Origin of the sequence: Streptomyces genisteinicus (genome assembly GCF_014489615.1) — a bacterium.
Classification (GTDB): domain Bacteria; phylum Actinomycetota; class Actinomycetes; order Streptomycetales; family Streptomycetaceae; genus Streptomyces; species Streptomyces genisteinicus.
The window spans coordinates 563982-582223 of the sequence record NZ_CP060825.1; the positions used below are offsets into that span (position 1 = coordinate 563982).

18 protein-coding genes are annotated in these 18242 nt (G+C 74.5%); 7 read left to right on the plus strand and 11 right to left on the minus strand.

The genetic code is table 11. The annotated features are described in order from the left end of the window. Positions 1–21: 21 nt before the first annotated feature. Complete coding sequence (locus IAG43_RS02455) at positions 22–573, plus strand: type 1 glutamine amidotransferase domain-containing protein (protein ID WP_187739098.1); 552 nt, start codon at positions 22–24, stop codon at positions 571–573. A gap of 144 nt (positions 574–717) precedes the next feature. On the opposite strand, the gene IAG43_RS02460 is transcribed toward IAG43_RS02455, so the two are convergent. After that, a complete protein-coding gene (locus IAG43_RS02460) occupies positions 718–957 on the minus strand; it encodes a DUF6158 family protein (RefSeq protein WP_187739099.1) in 240 nt (79 codons plus the stop codon). A gap of 324 nt (positions 958–1281) precedes the next feature. Between IAG43_RS02460 and IAG43_RS02465 the strand changes: the two genes are divergently transcribed. Next, the gene (locus IAG43_RS02465; RefSeq protein WP_246574034.1) at positions 1282–3555 is read left to right on the plus strand and encodes a SpoIIE family protein phosphatase; all 2274 of its coding nucleotides are present in this window, start codon (positions 1282–1284) and stop codon (positions 3553–3555) included. A gap of 132 nt (positions 3556–3687) precedes the next feature. Here IAG43_RS02465 and IAG43_RS02470 read toward each other — a convergent pair whose 3' ends face one another. The 3 genes from IAG43_RS02470 to IAG43_RS02480 all read right to left on the minus strand — a co-directional run bounded on the left by IAG43_RS02470 (position 3688) and on the right by IAG43_RS02480 (position 7463). Continuing rightward, entirely contained in the window at positions 3688–3879 is a 192-nt protein-coding gene (locus tag IAG43_RS02470) for a hypothetical protein (protein WP_246574036.1), read from the minus strand. An 83-nt stretch (positions 3880–3962) separates the two neighbouring features. Continuing rightward, positions 3963–6920, minus strand: a complete 2958-nt coding sequence (locus IAG43_RS02475) for a hybrid sensor histidine kinase/response regulator (RefSeq protein ID WP_187739100.1) — start codon at positions 6918–6920, stop codon at positions 3963–3965. Positions 6921–7040: 120 nt separating this feature from the next. Then, on the minus strand, positions 7041–7463 hold the full coding sequence (locus tag IAG43_RS02480; RefSeq protein WP_187739101.1) for an ATP-binding protein: 423 nt from the start codon (positions 7461–7463) through the stop codon (positions 7041–7043). A gap of 132 nt (positions 7464–7595) precedes the next feature. Here IAG43_RS02480 and IAG43_RS02485 point away from each other — a divergent pair, with 132 nt between their 5' ends. Then, complete coding sequence (locus IAG43_RS02485; RefSeq protein ID WP_187739102.1) at positions 7596–8474, plus strand: RNA polymerase sigma factor SigF; 879 nt, start codon at positions 7596–7598, stop codon at positions 8472–8474. 455 nt (positions 8475–8929) lie between these two features. On the opposite strand, the gene IAG43_RS02490 is transcribed toward IAG43_RS02485, so the two are convergent. After that, a complete protein-coding gene (locus IAG43_RS02490) occupies positions 8930–9376 on the minus strand; it encodes an ATP-binding protein (RefSeq protein WP_187739103.1) in 447 nt (148 codons plus the stop codon). An 11-nt stretch (positions 9377–9387) separates the two neighbouring features. Continuing rightward, on the minus strand, positions 9388–9783 hold the full coding sequence (locus IAG43_RS02495; protein ID WP_246574038.1) for an STAS domain-containing protein: 396 nt from the start codon (positions 9781–9783) through the stop codon (positions 9388–9390). A gap of 346 nt (positions 9784–10129) precedes the next feature. On the opposite strand from IAG43_RS02495, the gene IAG43_RS02500 reads away from it, so the two are divergent. After that, a complete protein-coding gene (locus tag IAG43_RS02500; RefSeq protein ID WP_187739104.1) occupies positions 10130–10918 on the plus strand; it encodes a SigB/SigF/SigG family RNA polymerase sigma factor in 789 nt (262 codons plus the stop codon). Positions 10919–10936: 18 nt separating this feature from the next. Here the strand turns inward: IAG43_RS02500 and IAG43_RS02505 are convergent, their stop codons facing one another. The 4 genes from IAG43_RS02505 to IAG43_RS02520 all read right to left on the minus strand — a co-directional run bounded on the left by IAG43_RS02505 (position 10937) and on the right by IAG43_RS02520 (position 15139). Further along, complete coding sequence (locus IAG43_RS02505) at positions 10937–12436, minus strand: MFS transporter (protein WP_187739105.1); 1500 nt, start codon at positions 12434–12436, stop codon at positions 10937–10939. Next, entirely contained in the window at positions 12433–13788 is a 1356-nt protein-coding gene (locus IAG43_RS02510; protein ID WP_246574040.1) for an FUSC family protein, read from the minus strand. The genes IAG43_RS02505 and IAG43_RS02510 overlap by 4 nt, the downstream gene beginning before the upstream one ends. 96 nt (positions 13789–13884) lie before the next feature. Further along, complete coding sequence (locus tag IAG43_RS02515) at positions 13885–14130, minus strand: DUF5133 domain-containing protein (protein ID WP_425508562.1); 246 nt, start codon at positions 14128–14130, stop codon at positions 13885–13887. Between the two features lie 169 nt (positions 14131–14299). Then, the gene (locus IAG43_RS02520; protein ID WP_187739107.1) at positions 14300–15139 is read right to left on the minus strand and encodes a VOC family protein; all 840 of its coding nucleotides are present in this window, start codon (positions 15137–15139) and stop codon (positions 14300–14302) included. A 288-nt stretch (positions 15140–15427) separates the two neighbouring features. On the opposite strand from IAG43_RS02520, the gene IAG43_RS02525 reads away from it, so the two are divergent. Then, complete coding sequence (locus tag IAG43_RS02525) at positions 15428–15850, plus strand: VOC family protein (RefSeq protein WP_187739108.1); 423 nt, start codon at positions 15428–15430, stop codon at positions 15848–15850. Between the two features lie 89 nt (positions 15851–15939). Here the strand turns inward: IAG43_RS02525 and IAG43_RS02530 are convergent, their stop codons facing one another. Then, positions 15940–16644 (minus strand): type 1 glutamine amidotransferase domain-containing protein, encoded by a 705-nt coding sequence (locus IAG43_RS02530; protein ID WP_187739109.1) that lies wholly within the window; start codon positions 16642–16644, stop codon positions 15940–15942. A 136-nt stretch (positions 16645–16780) separates the two neighbouring features. Here IAG43_RS02530 and IAG43_RS02535 point away from each other — a divergent pair, with 136 nt between their 5' ends. Together IAG43_RS02535 and IAG43_RS02540 are read left to right on the plus strand one after the other, a co-directional pair. Then, complete coding sequence (locus IAG43_RS02535) at positions 16781–17686, plus strand: LysR family transcriptional regulator (RefSeq protein WP_187739110.1); 906 nt, start codon at positions 16781–16783, stop codon at positions 17684–17686. A 275-nt stretch (positions 17687–17961) separates the two neighbouring features. Continuing rightward, entirely contained in the window at positions 17962–18174 is a 213-nt protein-coding gene (locus IAG43_RS02540; protein ID WP_187739111.1) for a hypothetical protein, read from the plus strand. The last annotated feature ends 68 nt before the right edge of the window (positions 18175–18242 follow it).

Genomic DNA, 18242 nt, shown 5'->3' on the forward strand with positions numbered 1-18242 from the left:
GGACGATCCGAGGAGCGCATCATGCTGATCGCCTTTCTGACCGCGCACGAAGGGGTGGAGCAGGTCGAGCTCACCGACCCGTGGCAGGCGGTGAAGGACGCCGGGGACGAACCCCGGCTGATCGCGACCAGGCCCGGCACGGTCCAGGCCTTCGACCACCTCACGGCCGCCGACACCTTTCCCGTCGACCAGGTGGTCGCCGAGGCGTCGGCCGACGACTTCGGCGCCCTGGTGCTGCCCGGTGGGGTGGCGAATCCGGACGCCCTGCGCACGGACCCGGACGCGGTGGCGTTCGTGGCGGCCTTCGCCCGGGCGGGCAAACCGATCGCGGCGATCTGCCACGCGCCGTGGACGCTGGTGGAGGCGGGTCTGGTGCGCGGCCGCACCCTGACCTCGTGGCCGAGTCTGCGCACCGACATCCGCAACGCGGGCGGGACATGGGTGGACGAGCAGGTGCGGGTCTGCACCGCCGCCCCGGGCACGCTGATCACCAGCCGCAAGCCGGACGACCTGAAGGCGTTCTGCGCGGCCTTCACCGACGAGTTCGCGAAGGCGGCGGCCTCCGGGCACTGACCCGGGGGCTGCCTCGCGGGCTGCGGGGCGGACGGCCGGCCGGTGCGACGTGCGGAGGTCCCGGGTGCGCAGGCCCGGGGTGCGCCGGTGCGGTGCCGCACCCGGGAGACCGCGCCGCGGCTCCGGCGGTCCTGCCTTCGGCGGTCAGCCCACCCGCGCCCGGGCGCCCTCCCGGGTGCGGCCCGCAGCCGGGGGCCGGTCGGGGTGGCGCCTGAGGTATTCGGCCTCCAGGTCCGCCATGCGCACGTCGTGGGCCGCGAGTGCGGCGGACGAGCCGTACAGCAGCGTGTCGTGGCGGCTGCGGTGGATGGTCTCCAGTTCGCGCAGCAGGTCCTGTTCGCTCAGCCGTGCCGGATCGACGCCCTGACGCCCGGATTCGTTCACGTCAACCGTCTCCTTCCGTCCCCTGCCGCGCGCCGCCGTCGTCCGGGGCACCGGTGGTCACCCATCCAGCCTGGCCCGCCCCGGCCGGTCCCGCACCGCCGGGGCGGGCCAGGTCCCGTCCTCCGCACCTTCGGGGCCGGTTCGCGGTCTCCCGGCGGCTTCACCCGATCGGCGCAGCACGGGTGCCCCGATGGTTCCCCCCGCCCGGCGTCCCGGCGGGCGGTCCGTGTCCTCGCCGGGCCAGGGCCCTCCCGGCGCCGCGCGCGTAAAATCCCACAGGGGCACTTCGGGCGGCCCGCGCGGCCGCCGCAGAGGGGAGCGGTCGTGAACGCTGCGGACCACGGTGTTCCCGGGCCCGGCGAGGACACCGGCGGAACCCACCGCGGGCAGCCGCGTACCGGAGGTCCGGCACCCGGCGAGCCGGCCCCGTCCGACGACGCCGCGCGCCGGCACCTGACCGATGTGGCGACCGGGGTGCTCGCCGCCCAGCTGGGACTGGCGCCCGCCGAGGCCGCGGACCATCTGCGCGCGCTCGCCGCCGCCGCCGGCTCCGCCCCCGAGGAGCTCGCGGCGGACGTCGTGAACGCCGTCGCCGGCCACATCGCGGTCTCCGCCCCGCCGAAGACCGCGGCACACCGGCGGGAGACCCGTGAACTGCGGAAGGTGACCTCGGCGGTGGAGACCGAGGAGTCGGCCGCGCGAGGAGCGCACACCCTGCTGGAGGGCGGGCTGCGCCCGCTCGGCGCGGAGGCCCTGTGGCTGTGGCGGCTGACCTGCACCGGCTGCCTGGAGCTGGTGGCCCATGCCGGCGTCTCCGCGCTGGAGGCAGGCCAGTGGCGCTGGATCCCGCCCGCCGCGCCGCCGCCCGTCCGGGACGCGCTCTCCGGCGGCGAGGTGGTGTGGCTCCCCTCGGGCACCGGGGACGGCGGCGCCCTGCCCGGCCCGTCGCCGCGGGCGGCCCGCGCGGTGATCCCGCTGCGGGAACGCGGCCGCAACGCGGGCCTCGCCCTGGTGGTGTGGCCCCGCGCGACGGAGTTCGACGCACGGCTGCGTGCGGCGCTCCCCCGGCTGGTGGAGGTGGCGGGCAGGCTGCTGGGCGCCGACGCCGATCCGGCGGCAGCGGTGCCCGCCCTCGACGACCTGCTGGACGCCCTCGTCCATCCGGCCCTCACCCTGCGCCGGGCGGACACCGGCGCTCTGACGGTCGAACACGTCAACCGCGCGGCCGCGGAGGCCCTGAGCGGAGCCCACCGGGCGGGCGGCCGGTCCGTGGAGGCCGCGCTGCCGCTGCTGCACACGGACCTCACGGCGATGGCGCGGCGCGCCTGGCACGTCTCGGTCCCGCAGCGTGCCGCCCGGCTGCCCGCCGAGCACGCACCCGGCCTGCCGGACCCCATGCTGGACGTCCGGGTGCTGCCCGTGGACGGGGAGCGGGCGGTGGTCCTGTGGCACACGGCGGGCGACGTCCGCACGGCGCTGGGCAGGGCGGTGGGCCGGCTCCAGGGCATGGCCCTCTTCCAGGACGACCTGCTGTCGGCGACCACCGCGTGGACCGAGGAGACGTACGCGGTCTTCGGCATGGCGAGGGACGCGGCACCGGTGCCCCTGCTGGAGCTGGCCCCGCTGGTGCACGCCGACGACGCGGCCGCCTTCGCCGGGCTGCTGGGCGACGTGGTCGACCGCCGCAAGGGCGCGTCGGCCGTCGTCCGCGTGATCCGGCGGGACGGCGGCCCCCGCCATGTGCGCATCGCGGCCGAGCCGCTGCTCAGCGGCGGCGAGCTGACCGGTGTCACCGGCGTGTACCAGGACGTCTCCGCCGAGTACCACGCGGAGGTCGCGCTCAACGCGACGTTCGACCAGCTGACCGCCGTCCGGGCGCAGGCCGTGCTCCGTCACCGCCTGGTGCTGCGGCTCCAGCGGGCCATCGTCCCGCAGATGCCGGCGGCGGGCACGCTGCACGGGCTCGCCGCGGCGGCCCGCTACCGGCCCGCCGCGGCGGAGTACCGCGTGGGCGGCGACTGGTTCGACGTCCTCCCGCTGCCCGGCGGCCGGATCCTGATGGCGGTCGGGGACGTCGCCGGCCACGGCATCGACGCGGCGACCGGCATGGTCGCCCTGCGCAACGCCCTGCGCGGACTGGCCTTCACCGGTCACGACCCCGGCCGGCTGATGGGCTGGCTCAACGAGGTGACGCTCCACGTCCCGGGACGGCCCACCGCGACCGCCGTGTGCGCGCTCTACGACCCCGCCGACCGGGTGCTGCGCTGGGCGAACGCGGGACACCTGCCGCCGCTGCTGCTGCGCGGGGGCCGCGCACGGCTGGTCGAGGCCCCGTACGACGTGCTCCTCGGGGCGGCCCGGGGCGCGGCCTACCGCGAGCGGACCCTGCGGCTGGAGGCGGACGACACGCTGCTGCTGTACACCGACGGCCTCGTGGAACGCCGCCACGACGGCCTCGACCGGGGCCTTCAGGCCCTGTGCCGGACCGCCGAGACCCTGCGCGCGACGGGCGTCGACGACCAGGTGGAGAGCCTGCTGGCCCGCGCGACCGGTGACACGGACGACGACACGAGCGTGGTCGCCGTCCGCGTCGGCTGACCCGCGCCCCGCGCCGGAGTGCGCGAGCCGCGGGGCCGGGCGGTCCGCCGCGGCTCCGGCGGCGGAACGGTGGGGCCCGCATCCGCCCGGAGACCGGGCATCACCGGGGCGGCGGACGCCGGCGCACCGGGGTCACTTCGGCGGCCGGTGCTCCCGCCGGCGGCTCTCGGCCTCGGTCCTGGCCGCGGCCTCCTCGTCGCGGCCCTGCTGCGCGCGACGGCGGCCCTTCTCGCGCATCCGCTCGTTCTCCAGCACGATGCCGTCGGACTCCTCCATCCGGCCCCGGAGCTGCTTCAGCCTGGCCTTGGCCCTGCCCATGATCATGTTCTCTCCTCACGTTCGGTGTCCGCCCGGGTCGTCGCGCCGCCCCGGCGGGGCGCGCGGTGCGGCGGGGGCCGGTGCGGAGCTCATCCGGGCCCGCTGCCCAGGCGTTCGCTGATCATCGCCAGCAGCCGCGCGGTGTCGACGGGCTTGGCGACCCAGTCGTCGGCGCCCGCGGCCAGCGCCTCCTCGCGGTCGCCCGCCATCGCCTTGGCCGTCACCACGATGACGGGCACCCGCGCGTTGCGGGGCAGTTCGCGGATGGCCGCGATGGCCGCGTAGCCGTCCATCCCGGCCATCATCACGTCCATGACGACCAGTCCGACGTCCTCGCTCCCGCGCAGCAGCGCGATCCCGTCGGCTCCGTTGTCGGCCGTGAGGACCCGGATGCCGGCGCCCGTCAGGACCTCGGTCAGCGCGAACACGTTGCGGCTGTCGTCGTCGACGAGGAGCACCGCCCGGCCGCCCGGCACGGGCACGGCGCCGGCCGGCGGCGCCGCGGGTGCTCCGCGCTCCTCGACGGCGAGGACGGAGGCGTCGGAGGACCCGCCCCTGCCGCCGGCGGGCAGGTAGAGGGTGAAACGGCTGCCGCGTCCTGGGGTGCTGCGGACGTCGATCGCGCCGCCGAGCAGCTTGGCGACCTCGCGGCTGATCGACAGCCCGAGGCCGGTGCCCCCGTAGTGGCGGGAGGTGGTCCCGTCGCCCTGCTGGAAGGCGCCGAACATGCTCTCCAGCCGGTCGGCGGGGATGCCGATGCCGGTGTCGCACACGTGGAAGGCCACCACCGGACCGGCGTCGCGCAGCACGGCGGGCACCTCGGAGTCCGCGGCGGCGGCGACGCGCAGCTCGACCGTGCCCCGGTCGGTGAACTTCAGGGCGTTGGAGAGCAGGTTGCGCAGGATCTGCCGGAGCCTGGCCTCGTCGGTGACGAGCGTCGCCGGGGTGCCGGGTTCGGCGGCCACCTCGAAGGTGAGGTCGCGTTCGCCTGCGACCGGGCGGAACGTCGCCTCCACGTACTCCACGAGCTCCTGGAGGGCGAACTCAGCGAAGTGCACGGGCATCTTGCCCGCCTCGACCTTGGACAGGTCGAGGATGTCGTTGATGAGCTGGAGCAGGTCCGCTCCCGCGGAGTGGATGACCTCGGCGTAGTCGACCTGTTTGGCGGTCAGGTTGCCGTCGAGGTTCTGGGCGAGCAGCTGGGCCAGGATGAGCAGGCTGTTGAGCGGTGTGCGCAGCTCGTGGCTCATGTTGGCCAGGAACTCGGACTTGTACATGGACGTCCGGGACAACTGCTGTGCACGGGCCTCCAGTTCCTGGCGGGCCTGTTCGATCTCGAGGTTCTTGCGCTCGATGTCCCGGTTGCGGTCGGCCAGCAGGGCCGCCTTCTCCTTCAGTTCGGCGTTGGAGCGCTGGAGCTCCTCCTGGCGGGCGGTGAGCTGCTGGGAGCGGGTGCTGAGTTCGGCGGTCAGCCGCTGGGACTTGCCGAGGAGTTCGTCGGTGCGACTGTTGGCGGCGAGGGTGCCGACGTTGACGCCGACGCTCTCCGTGAGACGGTGCAGGAAGTCGCGGTGGACACCGGTGAACGGGCGCAACGCCGCGAGTTCGACGACGGCCAGGACCTGGCCCTCCAGAACGACCGGCAGGACCAGGAGATGGGTCGCGTCGGCGCTGCCCGTGCCGCTGGTGACCGTGGCGTACCCGGCGGGGAGGTCGTCGACCTCGACGGGGCGGCAGCTCCGGGCGGCCTGGCCGACGAGCCCCTGTCCGACGCCGAAGACGCGGCGCGGCGCGCCGGGCGGGTCCGGCGACCCGTAGGAGGCGGTCAGCACGAGTTCCCGGCCGCCGGCGCCGTCACGGGCCAGGAAGAAGCCGCCGTACTCGGCCCTGACCAGCGGCGGGACCTCCTCCATGATGCGGGTCGCGAGCGCGTCCACGCTGCGGGCGCCCTGCATCCGGTCGGACATGGCGGCGAGGTGGGTCTTCAGCCAGTCCTGTTCCTCGTTGGCGCGGGTCGTGGCGCGCAGCGACTCGACCATCGCGTTGATGTTGTCCTTCAGTTCGCCGACCTCGCCGGGCGCCTCGACGGTGATGGAGCGGGTGAGGTCGCCCTCGGCGACCGCGCCGGTCACCTCGGCGATCGCCCGCACCTGGCGGGTGAGGTTGCCGGCGAGTTCGTTGACGTTCGCGGTGAGCCGCTTCCAGGTGCCGGAGACGCCCTCGACCTCGGCCTGCCCGCCGAGGCGTCCCTCGCTGCCGACCTCCCGGGCGACGCGGGTGACCTCGGCGGCGAACGAGGAGAGCTGGTCGACCATCGTGTTGACGGTGGTCTTGAGTTCCAGGATCTCGCCGCGGGCGTCCACGTCGATCTTCCGGGTGAGGTCGCCGCGGGCGACGGCGGTGGTGACCTGGGCGATGTTGCGGACCTGGTTGGTCAGGTTGGTGGCCATGGAGTTGACGTTGTCGGTGAGGTCCTTCCACGTGCCGGAGACGCCGAGGACCGTGGCCTGGCCGCCGAGGCTGCCCTCGGTGCCCACCTCGCGGGCCACCCTGCTGACCTCCTCCGCGAAGGAGGAGAGGCGGTCGACCATGGTGTTGATGGTCTCCTTGAGCTCCAGGATCTCCCCGCGTGCGTCGACCCGGATCTTCTGCGTGAGGTCGCCGCGGGCCACCGCGGTCGCGACCTGGGCGATGGCGCGCACCTGCGAGGTCAGGTTGTCGGCCATGGTGTTCACACCCGAGGTGAGTTCGCTCCAGGCCCCGCTGACGCGGGGCGCCCTGGCCTGCCCGCCGAGCAGCCCCTGTCCGCCGACCTCGCGGGCGACGCGGGTGACCTCCGAGGTGACCAGGGAAAGCTGGTCGACCATGCCGTTGTAGACGGCGGCGACCTCGGAGAGCAGGGGCGAGGTGTCGCCGGGGAGTCTGACCGACAGGTCTCCGTCGCGGACCGCGACGAGACCGTCCAGCAGTCTCCGCAGGGCTTCCTCGCTCGCTGCCGCGGACTCCCGGCCCGCTTCCGGGCCCGGTCCGGGGGCTGATGCGTCCATCGGCGACCTCACCGGGTGGCGGTTGCCCGCGCCCGTCGTGTCGGTGACGGGACGCGGCCCTTGTGCACTCCACTGTGGCACGCGGCCCGGAGCACGCCACCGGGCGCACACCGGCGGCCCTCAGCCGCGCACGTCCACGGCGAACCACACGGACTTGCCGGAGCCGTGGCGTGCCCAGCCCCAGTCGGCGGAGAGCCGTTGAAGCAGGTACAGGCCGTGGCCGGAGGCCCGGGCGGCGCGGTGCCGGCCGGGGCGGGGGCACGCGGAGCCGGCGTCGGTGACCTGGACCCAGATCCGGCCCCGGCCCTCGACCAGCTCCAGCTCGTACGGAGCGCCGCCGTGCCGGTACGCGTTGGTGACCACTTCGGAGACCAGGAGCAGGATGTCGCCCACGAGGACGGGGTGGTCCGGCCCGGTCAGCCCGAACCAGTCGCGCAGCGCGTCCCGTGTGAGGTCCCGGCACCGCGCGGGGGCGCCGGGCCCCTGTTCCAGCGGGTACCTCCTGCTCCGCCTGCCGGTTCGCACCTCGGATGGATGTCCCATACGCATCCGGTTCCCCCGATCGCCGCATCAAAGCATCCGAAGAGGGCAGTACGCTTGAACAGGGATAAAAGCCACGTTTCACCGGACGCGAGCGGCCTCCGCCCCGGAGTCCGCCCCCGGAAAGGGCACCAGATGACGAAGACCGTGCAGACCCGCGCAGGAGCCGCCCCGGCCTCCGGGGCGCACGTGTACGTCCGGCCTTCCGCGGCACCGGCTGCCGCCGCCGACCCGGGGACGGTCGGTCCGGCCGACGCCCGTCCGCTGTCGGCCGCCCTGCTGGAGCGCCTCTCGGAGCTGGAGGAGGGGACCCCGGAGTACGCGTACGTGCGCAACACCCTGGTCGAGCTGAACCTCAGCCTGGTCCGGTTCGCCGCGCTGCGCTTCGCCAACCGCTCCGAGCCGATGGAGGACATCGTCCAGGTCGGCACCGTCGGACTGATCAAGGCCATCAACCGGTTCGACGTCTCCCGGGGCGTCGAGTTCGCCTCCTTCGCCCTGCCGACCGTGATCGGCGAGATCAAGCGGTACTTCCGCGACTCCAGCTGGTCGGTCCGGGTGCCCCGCCGCCTCCAGGAGCTGCGGATAGACCTCGCCAAGGCGATGGACGTGCTGGAGCAGGAGCTCGGGCACCGGCCCACCACGCCCGAGCTCTCGGACTACCTGCACGTCAGCGAGGCCGAGGTGATCGAGGGCGAGCTGGCGTCGAACGGCTACAGCGCGCAGTCGCTGGACACCGCCGCCGGTGACGACGAGGACTCCGGTACCGGCGTGGCACGCCGCCTGGGGGCGGAGGACCCGGCCTACGACCTGGTCGAGAACGTGAGCGCGCTGCGCCCGCTCATCGCCGGACTCGACGAGCGGGACCGGCTGATCCTCTCCCTGCGCTTCTGCGACGAGCTGACCCAGTCGGAGATCGGTGAGCGGCTGGGCGTCTCGCAGATGCACGTCTCGCGACTGCTGCACCGCATCCTCGGCACGCTGCGCGAGGCACTCGTGGACGAACCCGCCTGACCGCAGGGACCGCCCGTCCCGGCCGCTCCCGCATCGGCGCCCGTTCGGGCCGCCGCCGCGCCCGCGGCGGCGGCCCGAACGGGCGTTCTTCGCGTCCCGCGGCCCTCGGCTCACCGTCCGGTCTGTCCCGCGGCCCTCGGCACCCCGTCCGGTCTCCGGTCCGGCACCGCGGCCCTCGGCACCCCGTCCGGTCTCCGGTCCGGCACCGCGCCCCGTCCGGAGCTTCCGCCCCGCGGCCGCCTTCCCGTCGGGTCCGCCGCACGTGAAGGGCATGTTCTCCACGTCCGGAAGCGGCCGTCCCCGGTCCCGTCCGGGCCTCCCGGGGCTCGCGGCCGGGGGCGGGCAGGAGACGCACCGGCCCCATCCGGCGGCCCGCCCGTCCGGCCCTCCGGAAGGCTCACGCCCCCCCGAAGGCACCGGCCACGGCACCCGGCGACCGGTACCCGGGCCCCACGTCATCGCGGCGGGACGGGAACCTCCGCCCAGACCACCTTGCCGGTGCCGCGCGGCTCGGAACCCCAGCGGCGCGCGAGGCGCTCCAGGATGATCAGACCGTGGCCGCCCGGCTGCGCGAGGTCACCCGTGGCCCGACGGTGCGGCGCCGACGGATCGGCGTCCGCGACCTCGATGCGCAGCCGCTCCGCGTCCTGGTGGAGCGCCAGCTCCTGCGGCCCGCCCGCGTGCAGGCAGGCGTTGGTGACGATCTCCGAGACGAGCAGCAGGACGTCCTCGACGAGTTCGCCGGGCGGCTCGCCCCAGGGCTCCTGTCCGTCGGCCCGCGGCCACCCCCAGTCGCGGAGCGCCTCGTGGGTGAAGTCGCGGCAGCGCCCGACCACGCCGCGGGTGCCGAACAGCGCCAGTCTTCTGGTCTGTCCCCGGGAGCCGTCCGGCCGGGTGCTCATCGGCGCGCCCGTCACGCGGGCCGCTCGCGCGCCAGCGCCTCGTCGAGGCCGGCGTGGACGCGGAAGACGGTGTGCGCTCCGGTGATCTCGAACATCCGGGCCACCGGGGGTCGGAGCCCCGCCAGCTCGACGCCGCCGCCCGCGTCGTGGGCGGCCAGCCGGGCGTGGAGCAGCACGTTCAGCCCGGTGGAGTCGCAGAAGGTGAGGCCGCTCAGGTCGACGACGACGCGTTCCGCCTCCGGGCCGGTGTGCCGTGCCAGCGCCTCGCGCAGGGGTTCGGCCGTGTCGTGGTCGAGCTCGCCGCTCAGCGTCAGGACGGCCACGTCCCCGACCCGGCTCTCCCGCACGTCGAAACGTCCGTCGCCGGGTTCTCTCCCCGGGCTCATGCCGGTGTCCGGCACACCCATGGACCCCGCCTCCTCGACCCTCGTGCCCCGCGCCGGCGGACCGGCCAGGCGTCCCCTGCCGGCCGGTGCTCCGCGCGCCGCCCGGGACGCGGACTCTCCCGCCCGCGTCGCGACGGGTACCCAGGCAACGGCCTCCGTACACCCCCGGCACGCACCGCGCCCCGCGCGCACTCCCGCGGACGATCACGTTCCGCGACGTTTCCGCACGAAAGACCCGGGCAGCCGCGTCATGTGCTCCGCGCGAGCACACCCCGCGGAGCGGGGGCCGCTGCCGGGCGACCGGCGCGGACCGCGTCCGCGGCGCGTTCCTTCGAGGCCTCACCCCCTGCGAGGAAGTCCGCACACCATGCGCAAACACCCACACCGCAAGCACAGCCATTCCGACGCCCCCGACACCGCGGCTGACTTCCGGAGAATGGCGGAACTCGGCGACGGGCCGGAGCGTCAGGAGCTGCGCCAGGCCGTCGTCGCCGCCTGGCTGCCGATGGCCGACCGCATCGCCGGCCGGTTCCGCAACCGCGGCGAGTCGCTGGAGGACCTGCGCCAGGTCGCGGCCCTCGGCCTCGTGAAGGCCGTCGACCGGTACGACCCGGAGCGCGGAGCCTTCGAGAGCTTCGCCGTGCCGACCGTCGTCGGCGAGGTCAAGCGGCACTTCCGCGACCACATGTGGGCGCTGCACGTCCCGCGCCGTGTGCAGGATCTGCGCAACCGGGTCCGCACCGCCCGCCGCGATCTGGTGTCCACCACGTCCGGCCGCTCCCCCACGGTCGCGGAGGTCGCCGCGCATGCGGGTCTCAGCGAGGAGGACACCCTCGTGGGCCTGGACGCTCTGGAGAGCTTCACGGCCCTGTCGCTGGACGCCGAACTCCCCGGCTCGGACGACGGCTACAGCCTCGGCGACACCCTCGGCTCGTCCGATCCGGCGATCGACGTGCTCGTCGACCGGGAAGCGGTCAAACCGGGCCTGCGGCGTCTGCCGGAGCGCGAGCAGAACATCCTCTACATGCGCTTCTTCCGGGACATGACGCAGAGCAGCATCGCGCAGACCCTCGGGATCTCGCAGATGCACGTGTCCCGGCTCATCAGCCGCTGCTGCGACCAGCTGCGGGACGAGGTGATGCGGGACGCCGCGTGAGGGCCGCCCCGGCCGCCGTCAGGCGTCCGGTTCCCCGCCCCGCCCGGTCTTCGTGCCCTGCCCGCCCCCGGTGGCGGACAGCGGCGTCGCGATGTCCTCCAGGGACTTCCGCTCCGCCGCCACCGCGAAGAAGACGGCGACGACCCCGGCGAGCACCATCAGGGCGGCGCCGATGCGGAACGCGAGTGCGGCGTCGCCCACCACCCCGCTCTCGGTGAGTTCGGCGAAGAGCAGCGGACCCGAGATGCCGCCGGCCGCGGTGCCGATCGCGTAGAAGAAGGCGATGGCCATGGCCCTGGTCTCCATCGGGAAGATCTCGCTGACCGTCAGGTACGCGGAGCTGGCCCCCGCCGAGGCGAAGAAGAGCACCACGCACCAGCAGACGGTCATCGTGGTGGCGTTCAGCAGGCCCTCGTCGAAGAGCCAGGCGGTGACGAAGAGCAGCAGCCCGGACAGGATGTAGGTGCCGGCGATCATGGGCCGGCGGCCCCAGGTGTCGAAGAGCCTGCCGAGCAGCAGAGGTCCGAGGAAGTTGCCGAAGGCGATGACGGCGAAGAAGTAGCCGGTGTTGCCGCTGGGCACGTCGAAGAACTTCACCAGGATCGACCCGAAGCCGAAGGTGATGGCGTTGTAGAGGAACGCCTGCCCGATGAAGAGGGAGAAGCCCAGCACGGCCCGCCGGGGGTAGCGGTGGAAGAGGGTGCGGGCGATCTCGATGAAGCCGATGCTGCGGCGCTGCTCGATGGTGATCGCGCGCTCCGGTTCGGGCAGGCGTACGCCCTTCTCCTTCTCGATCTCCTTCTCCACGCCCGCCACCAGCTCCTCCGCGCCCTCGGAGCGGCCGTGGATGAACATCCACCGCGGGCTCTCCGGTACGTGCCGGCGCACCAGCAGGATGACGAGTCCGAGGACGACGCCGAGGGCGAAGGTGAGCCGCCAGCCGATGTCCGCGGGGAAGATGTCGGTGTTCAGCGCGACCACGGAGAGCAGCGCGCCGCCGACCGCGCCGAGCCAGTAGCTCCCGTTGATGATGAGGTCGACCCGGCCGCGGTACTTGCTGGGGATCAGTTCGTCGATCGCCGAGTTGATGGCCGCGTACTCGCCGCCGATGCCGAAGCCGGTGAGGAAGCGGAAGAGGAAGAACCACCACACCGAGAAGGAGATCGCCGTCAGCGCGGTCGCCGCGAGGTAGACGGCGAGGGTGATGAGGAAGAGCTTCTTGCGCCCGTAGCGGTCGGTGAGCCACCCGAAGAACAGCGCCCCGGAGCAGGCGCCCGCCACGTACAGCGCGGCGGCCGTGCCGGTGACCTGCGCGTCGGAGATGGGCAGTCCGCTGTCCGGCTCGGAGAGCCGGCTGGCGATGTTGCCGACGATGGTCACTTCGAGGCCGTCGAGGATCCACACGGTGCCGAGGCCCACCACGATCATCCAGTGCCAGCGCGACCACGGCAGCCGGTCGAGGCGCGCGGGCACCTTGGTGGTGACGGTGCCGAGCGATACGCCGGGGTCGGGGCTCATCGGCCACTCCTGTCGGTCTGCCGGCCGGGGCGGTCCGGCCGGTCGTGTCGGTCCGGGCGGTCGTGCCGGTCGTGCCGGTCGGGTCGTTCCTGCCGGTCGGGTCCGGCGGAGGAGCGGCGGACCCGGCCCGCGGAGTTCCGGCGCACCCGGGCGGCACGCCTCTTCACGGCGTCCACCCGGGGCCGCCGTTCGCGTTCCTCCCTGGTGTGCCGGTCCAGTTCCTCCATCAGCCGGCGGGAGCGGTGGTCGAGGTCCAGCTCGTCGAGGATGCGGTCGATCTCGGTGAGCAGCGCCCCGTGCAGCTGCCACTGGCGCGGCAGCCGCTGCACCCCCTCCAGCAGCAGGTCGGCCGCGGTGTCGCGGGCGGCGCGGGCGGCGGCGAGTTCGCCGGTGAGCCGTTCCTCGGCGGCGTCGGCGCTCTCGCTGGTCCGCGTCGTGACCAGCACGGCGAAGCTGACCAGGGTGTCGGCGACGTGGGCGAGGAGTTCCTGGAGCGCCACCCCGACCTCGGGCGGGAACATCTCCTCGTCCCTGCGCTCCTTGGCGAGGTCGGTGATGGTGCGGGCGATGACCCGCAGGACGACCGCGCAGATCTCCAGGGTGTCGAGGCCGGTGCGCAGCACGATGCGGTGCAGCAGCCCTTCCTTGACCCTCGGGTTGAAGCGCAGGCTGTCCTCGGCCTGCCGCAGGGCGGCGTCCACGTCCGCCACGTCGTTGTCCAGCCTGCGGGCCTCGTGGAGGCGTTCCGCGGCGCGTTCGACGGGGGTCCGGCTGGTCAGTTCGTCGCCGATGACCAGCAGCAGCCGCCGCATCCGGCGGGCCAGGTCCTCGATGGAGTCGCCCGCCGTCTCCACCCAGACGGGCGGTACGAACAGAACGTTGAAGAGCAGGCCGACGACCGCGCCGATCAGCGTCTCCAGGACGCGGTCCCAGGCCGTGTCGGCGACCTGGGTGACGCCGAGGACCAGCATGGCGCTGATCGCGACCTCGGGCACGAACTCGTCGACGCGGGCGAACCGTCCGACCACCAGCGAGGCCAGGATGATCAGGCCGAGGCTCCACCAGCTCAGCCCGACGAGCACGCTGAAGCCGATGGCGATGAGCACGCCCACGACGACCGAGTTCACGCGGCGGATGCCGGTGGTGAGCGTCGAGTAGAGCGTGACCTGCACGACGAGCAGCGCGGTCAGCGGGGCGGTGAGGGGCACGGGTTCACTGCTCAGCTGGAGCGCGACGACGTACGCGAGCGTCGCCGCGGCGGTGGAGCGCAGCGTCTGGTTGACGACCGGGTCGTGGCGCCGGGCCGCCAGTGCGGAGATCCGCGTGCGGAGGGCAGTGGGTGCGGCGGGCACCTTCCTCCCTTCTCATGACGGACCGTGACGGACGTCCGGGCTGCTTCGCGGCGGCGGTCGCGGCCCCGGGCGGCGTGGACCGCCCGGGGCCGCGGGTCAGCAGCCGCCCGCCGCGCGTCGGGCCGCCACGGGCTGCGCGGCGGCCCGGATGCGGCGGTGCACGTAGTGTTCGGCGGCGAGCACGGCGTCCCGGGCCGTGCGCTCGCACATCAGCACGCAGAGCGTGTAGGCGGTGTCCTCGAACCGCCGCCGTGCGCGTTCGTCGTGCGGAGCGTCGAGCAGGCGGTGCTCCTGGGCCCGGTAGCGGGCGATCAGCCTGGCGACGACGCTCGTGTCGGGCATCAGCATCGTGTGTCTCCCGATTTCTGCGAACCCCCGGCACACGGCGGAACGATGTCCGTCCGGTGCCTCATTGTGATCCGTGGCGGCGTCGTCCGCCACGCAGGCTGTCACCGTCCGTCACCACGCCGGGGCGCGTCCCCGGGAGCGGTGTCCGACGGGCGAACTCCGGTCAGGCACGGGCGGAGTGGAGGACCGTGCCCGGCAGGGTGTCGTTGCCGGAACCGACCGTGAAGATGGCGCCGTCGGGGTCGCGCAGGCTCGCCTCCCGGCCGCGCGGCGTGGAGCGCTCGCCGAGCAGCGTGGCGCCGAGCCGGCGTGCCGTGCGGGTGGTCTCCTCGACGTCCTCGACGCCGAAGTGGACGTGCCAGCGCGGGTGGAGGAGGGGGTCGTCCGAGGTGGGGTCGGCGCCGGAGGTCAGGCGGGCGAGCACCCGGCCCTCGCGGTGCAGCTGCACCGCGTCCTCGACGTAGCTCACGTCGCAGCAGCCTGCCCGGTCCACGGCCCAGTCGAGGATCTCGCCGTAGAAGATCGCGGACTCGAAGGCGTCCCTGGCGAGCAGCCGGATCCAGGCGGGCGCGCTGTCGCGCCAGGCGGGCCAGTCCCGGACCAGTTCGCCCTCCCAGACCCCGAAGACGGCGCCGTCCCGGTCGGCGGCGAGCAGGCCGCGGCCGGTGGAGAGCGAGAGGGGGCCGACGGCGACGGTGCCGCTGCGCTCGCGGATCCGCGCCGCGGTCCGGTCGGCGTCCTCGACCGCGAAGTAGGGCGTCCAGGCGACGGCGACGGTGAGCCGCGGGGCGAGGGCGCCGATGCCGGCGACGGGCACCCCGTCGGCCAGGGCGACGCTGAACTCGTCGCCGAGGCGGCCCTTGCGGAACTCCCACCCGAGCACGGCTCCGTAGAAGTCCTGCGCGGCCGCGAGGTCGCGGGCCATCAGGCTCACCCAGCACGGCGCGCCGTACATGGAGGCACTCGGGGCGGCCGTCATGGACCGGGAAGTGTTGTCGTTCATCACCAGCGTCCGGCTTTCGGGGACTCGGGGGATCGGTGCGCGGCGCCGCTCGCCGGGCTGTGCGACGCCGTGGACCGGCATGCGGGCTCCTTCGTACGGCCGCGAGCCAGGCTAGCGGCTTGTCACGGTATGTGACCCAGCGGCTCGCTCAGGTCACCGTTTCGGCGGCCCGGGCGCCCGGTTCCGCCGGCCGCCCGCCCGCTGCCCCGGGTACCCGCGTGAGGGCGCGCAAACCGGCACCGGGGCGGCGGGCCGTATGGGCGGAGGCGGCGGGGGTAGGCGGGACCCATGACGACTCCCAAGGTCCCCGTCCTCGTCCTCGACGCCGCCGAGCCGCTCGAACTGGCCGAGTTCTACGCCGCCTTGCTCGGCGGCGAGGCCCGCCCCGGGGCCGACCCCGATCTGGTGGAGGTGCACTCCCCCCACGGCGTACGGGTCGCGATACGCCGCGACCACGGCTACGCGCCGCCGAGCTGGCCGCGGCCGGAGGACTCGCTCCAGGCGCATCTGTGCATCTTCGTGGCCGGGACCGACCTCGACGCGGCGGAACGCGAGGCGGTCGGCCTCGGGGCGATGCCGGTGGACAGCGGCGGCCCCGGACCGCGCGGCGCCCGCCTGTTCGCCGACCCGGCGGGCCACACGTTCTCCCTGGAGCCGTCCCCCGCGCTCAGGGCGGCCGGCGCGGCGGACGCGGCCGTCCAGGCGCCGTAGGGGCGGGACGGCCCGGAACCGTACGCGCGCACGGCGGCGGCCCGCACGGCCCCCGGTCGCCGCGCCCGCCGTGCCGCCGTGCGGGTGGCTCAGCGGCCGGCGAGGGCGCCCACCACGCGGCGGGCCGTGTCGGCGCTGGACTGCGGGTTCTGGCCGGTGACGAGGTTGCCGTCCTCGACGACGGTGCTCGACCAGGCGGGCCCGGTCACCACCTCGGCGCCGAGCTCGCGCAGCCGTGACTCGACGAGCCAGGGCGAGCGGTCGCCGAGGCCGCCCTGTGCCTCCTCCTCGTCGCTGAACGCGGTGAGCTCGCGTCCGGCGAACGCGAACGTGCCGTCGTCGCCGACCGCGCTCGCCAGCGCCGCCACTCCGTGGCAGAGCGCGGCCACCACCGCGCCCCGGCGGTCGGCGCGGGTCAGCAGTGCGCCGAGTACGGGGCTGACCGCGAGATCGGTCATCGGGGCGTGCCCGCCGGGGACGTAGACGGCGTCCCAGTCGTCGGCGGAGACGTCCGCCAGATCGAGCGGGGCGGCGAGTTCGGCGTCCATCCCGTCCAGGTAGGCGCGGAACCGGCGGGCGTCGTCGGGGTCGACACCGCCCCGGGCGTCCAGGCTGACGGGGTCGGGGACCGGGCGCGTGCCGCCCGGGGTGGCGACGACGACCTCGTGGCCGGCGGCCCGCAGCACCTCGTGGGAGGCGGCGACCTCCTCGGCCCAGAAGCCTGTGGGGTGCGCGGAGCCGTCGGCCAGTTCCAGGCTGTCGGCGCCGGAGACGACCATGAGGATCTTCGACATGGGGGTCCTTCGTGTGTGGGGGACGGGCCCGCTTCCCCGGCGGCGGCTGCCCCGGGGCGGGCAGCACCCAGCTTTCACCCGGCAGGATGCACGGGCATCATGGAGGCCATAAGACTTCTTATGGATGGGGTGTCGCGTGCCGGGCCTCGACCTGCTGGCCACGTTCGTGGAGATCTACCGCTGCGGCTCGCTGTCGGCGGCGGCGGAGCGTCTCGGCCTCACGCAGCCCGCGGTCAGCGGGCAGCTCGCCCGGCTGGAGGAGGAGCTCGGCGAGACCCTTTTCGTCCGCTCGCGCCACGGCGCGGCCCCCACGGCACGGGCGGCCGACCTGGCGGCGCGCGTCGGAACCCGCATCGACGAGCTGCGCGCCGCGATGCGCCCGTCGAGCGGCCTCGCCGCCCACGTCGGCACGGTGCGGGTGGCGGGCCCCGGAGAGCTGATGGCCCTGCGGGTGCTGCCCACCCTGGCACCGCTCACCACCCGCGGCCTGCGGTTGCAGATCACCCTCGGGGTCGCCGCCGAGCTGCTGGAGCAGCTCGCGGCCGGCCAGACGGACCTGGTCGTGTCCGCGGTGCGGCCGGGGCGGCAGGACCTCGCCGCGACACCGCTGATCGACGGGGAGTTCGTCCTGGTGGGGCCGCCGGCGCTGGCCCGCAGCGTCGATCCGGTGCGGCTGGCCGACGACCCGGTCCAGGCGCTGGCGCATCTGCCGCTCGTCGCCTACGCGGACGACCTGCCCGTCGTGCGGCGGTACTGGCTGAGCGAGTTCGGCGGCCGGCCGCCGAACGTCGTCGCCGTGACCGTCCCCGACCTGCGCGGCGTCCTCGCCGCGGTCGTGGCGGGGGCGGGGGTGAGCGCACTCCCCCGGTACCTGGTCGAGCAGGCGCTGGCGGCCGGATCGGTGGAGCTGCTGCACGAGCCGGCCGCGGCGCCGCTGAACACGCTGTACCTCGCGGTACGGGCGGGTGCGCTGGTGCACCCGCCGCTGGCGCTCGTGCACGACCGGCTGCGCACCCGCGCCCGGCTGTGGGGCCCGCTGTGACACCCGCCGGCCACGGGCGGGAAATGGGTGCCGTCCCCGATACCGCAGAGGCGCCGGAAGAGCGACAGTGGACTAAGGGCCGTCCCGCAAGGACCGGTGGATCAGCGCGCGGCGTCAGATGCGGTGCATCGCAAGGCGGAGAGTCGTCCTCGTACTGGGCGTACTCGGGCGATTCGACAACGCGGCGAGGTGCCGTAGCTGTCGTCGCGCGCCCGCCGGGGATTGCGGGACAGCCCTTGGGAACCAGATCGTCCGTTCCGTCGGAAGGAGGAGCCGTGCGCAGCAGCGGTGTCGGTCACATCACCGTGCGCAGCAGCGGTCTGCGCCGTCGTGACGTACTCGCCTGGGCCGTCCTGACCTGCGGCATCGTCGCGGCCGTGGCCGGTATGGCGCTGCCGAACGGGCTGCTCCTCGCGGCGGGGCTGGTGCTGGCCGGAAGCGTGAGCCTCTCCATGCCGCCGACCACCCGCCGCCGGTTCCGCCGGTGAGCGCGGGTCCGGCCGGCCGGGCCCGGCGGTGCCTCCCGCCCTCGCACTCGGGGCGGGGCGGGAGACGC

What these genes read in the sequence shown, in the direction of transcription:
- IAG43_RS02455 (WP_187739098.1), top strand. Translation starts at nt 22, where the DNA reads ATGCTGATCGCCTTTCTGACCGCGCACGAAGGGGTGGAGCAGGTCGAG.
- IAG43_RS02470 (WP_246574036.1), bottom strand. Translation starts at nt 3,879, where the DNA reads ATGATCATGGGCAGGGCCAAGGCCAGGCTGAAGCAGCTCCGGGGCCGG.
- IAG43_RS02475 (WP_187739100.1), bottom strand. Translation starts at nt 6,920, where the DNA reads ATGGACGCATCAGCCCCCGGACCGGGCCCGGAAGCGGGCCGGGAGTCC.
- IAG43_RS02480 (WP_187739101.1), bottom strand. Translation starts at nt 7,463, where the DNA reads ATGGGACATCCATCCGAGGTGCGAACCGGCAGGCGGAGCAGGAGGTAC.
- IAG43_RS02485 (WP_187739102.1), top strand. Translation starts at nt 7,596, where the DNA reads ATGACGAAGACCGTGCAGACCCGCGCAGGAGCCGCCCCGGCCTCCGGG.
- IAG43_RS02490 (WP_187739103.1), bottom strand. Translation starts at nt 9,376, where the DNA reads ATGAGCACCCGGCCGGACGGCTCCCGGGGACAGACCAGAAGACTGGCG.
- IAG43_RS02495 (WP_246574038.1), bottom strand. Translation starts at nt 9,783, where the DNA reads ATGGGTGTGCCGGACACCGGCATGAGCCCGGGGAGAGAACCCGGCGAC.
- IAG43_RS02500 (WP_187739104.1), top strand. Translation starts at nt 10,130, where the DNA reads ATGCGCAAACACCCACACCGCAAGCACAGCCATTCCGACGCCCCCGAC.
- IAG43_RS02505 (WP_187739105.1), bottom strand. Translation starts at nt 12,436, where the DNA reads ATGAGCCCCGACCCCGGCGTATCGCTCGGCACCGTCACCACCAAGGTG.
- IAG43_RS02515 (WP_425508562.1), bottom strand. Translation starts at nt 14,130, where the DNA reads ATGCCCGACACGAGCGTCGTCGCCAGGCTGATCGCCCGCTACCGGGCC.
- IAG43_RS02520 (WP_187739107.1), bottom strand. Translation starts at nt 15,139, where the DNA reads ATGAACGACAACACTTCCCGGTCCATGACGGCCGCCCCGAGTGCCTCC.
- IAG43_RS02525 (WP_187739108.1), top strand. Translation starts at nt 15,428, where the DNA reads ATGACGACTCCCAAGGTCCCCGTCCTCGTCCTCGACGCCGCCGAGCCG.
- IAG43_RS02530 (WP_187739109.1), bottom strand. Translation starts at nt 16,644, where the DNA reads ATGTCGAAGATCCTCATGGTCGTCTCCGGCGCCGACAGCCTGGAACTG.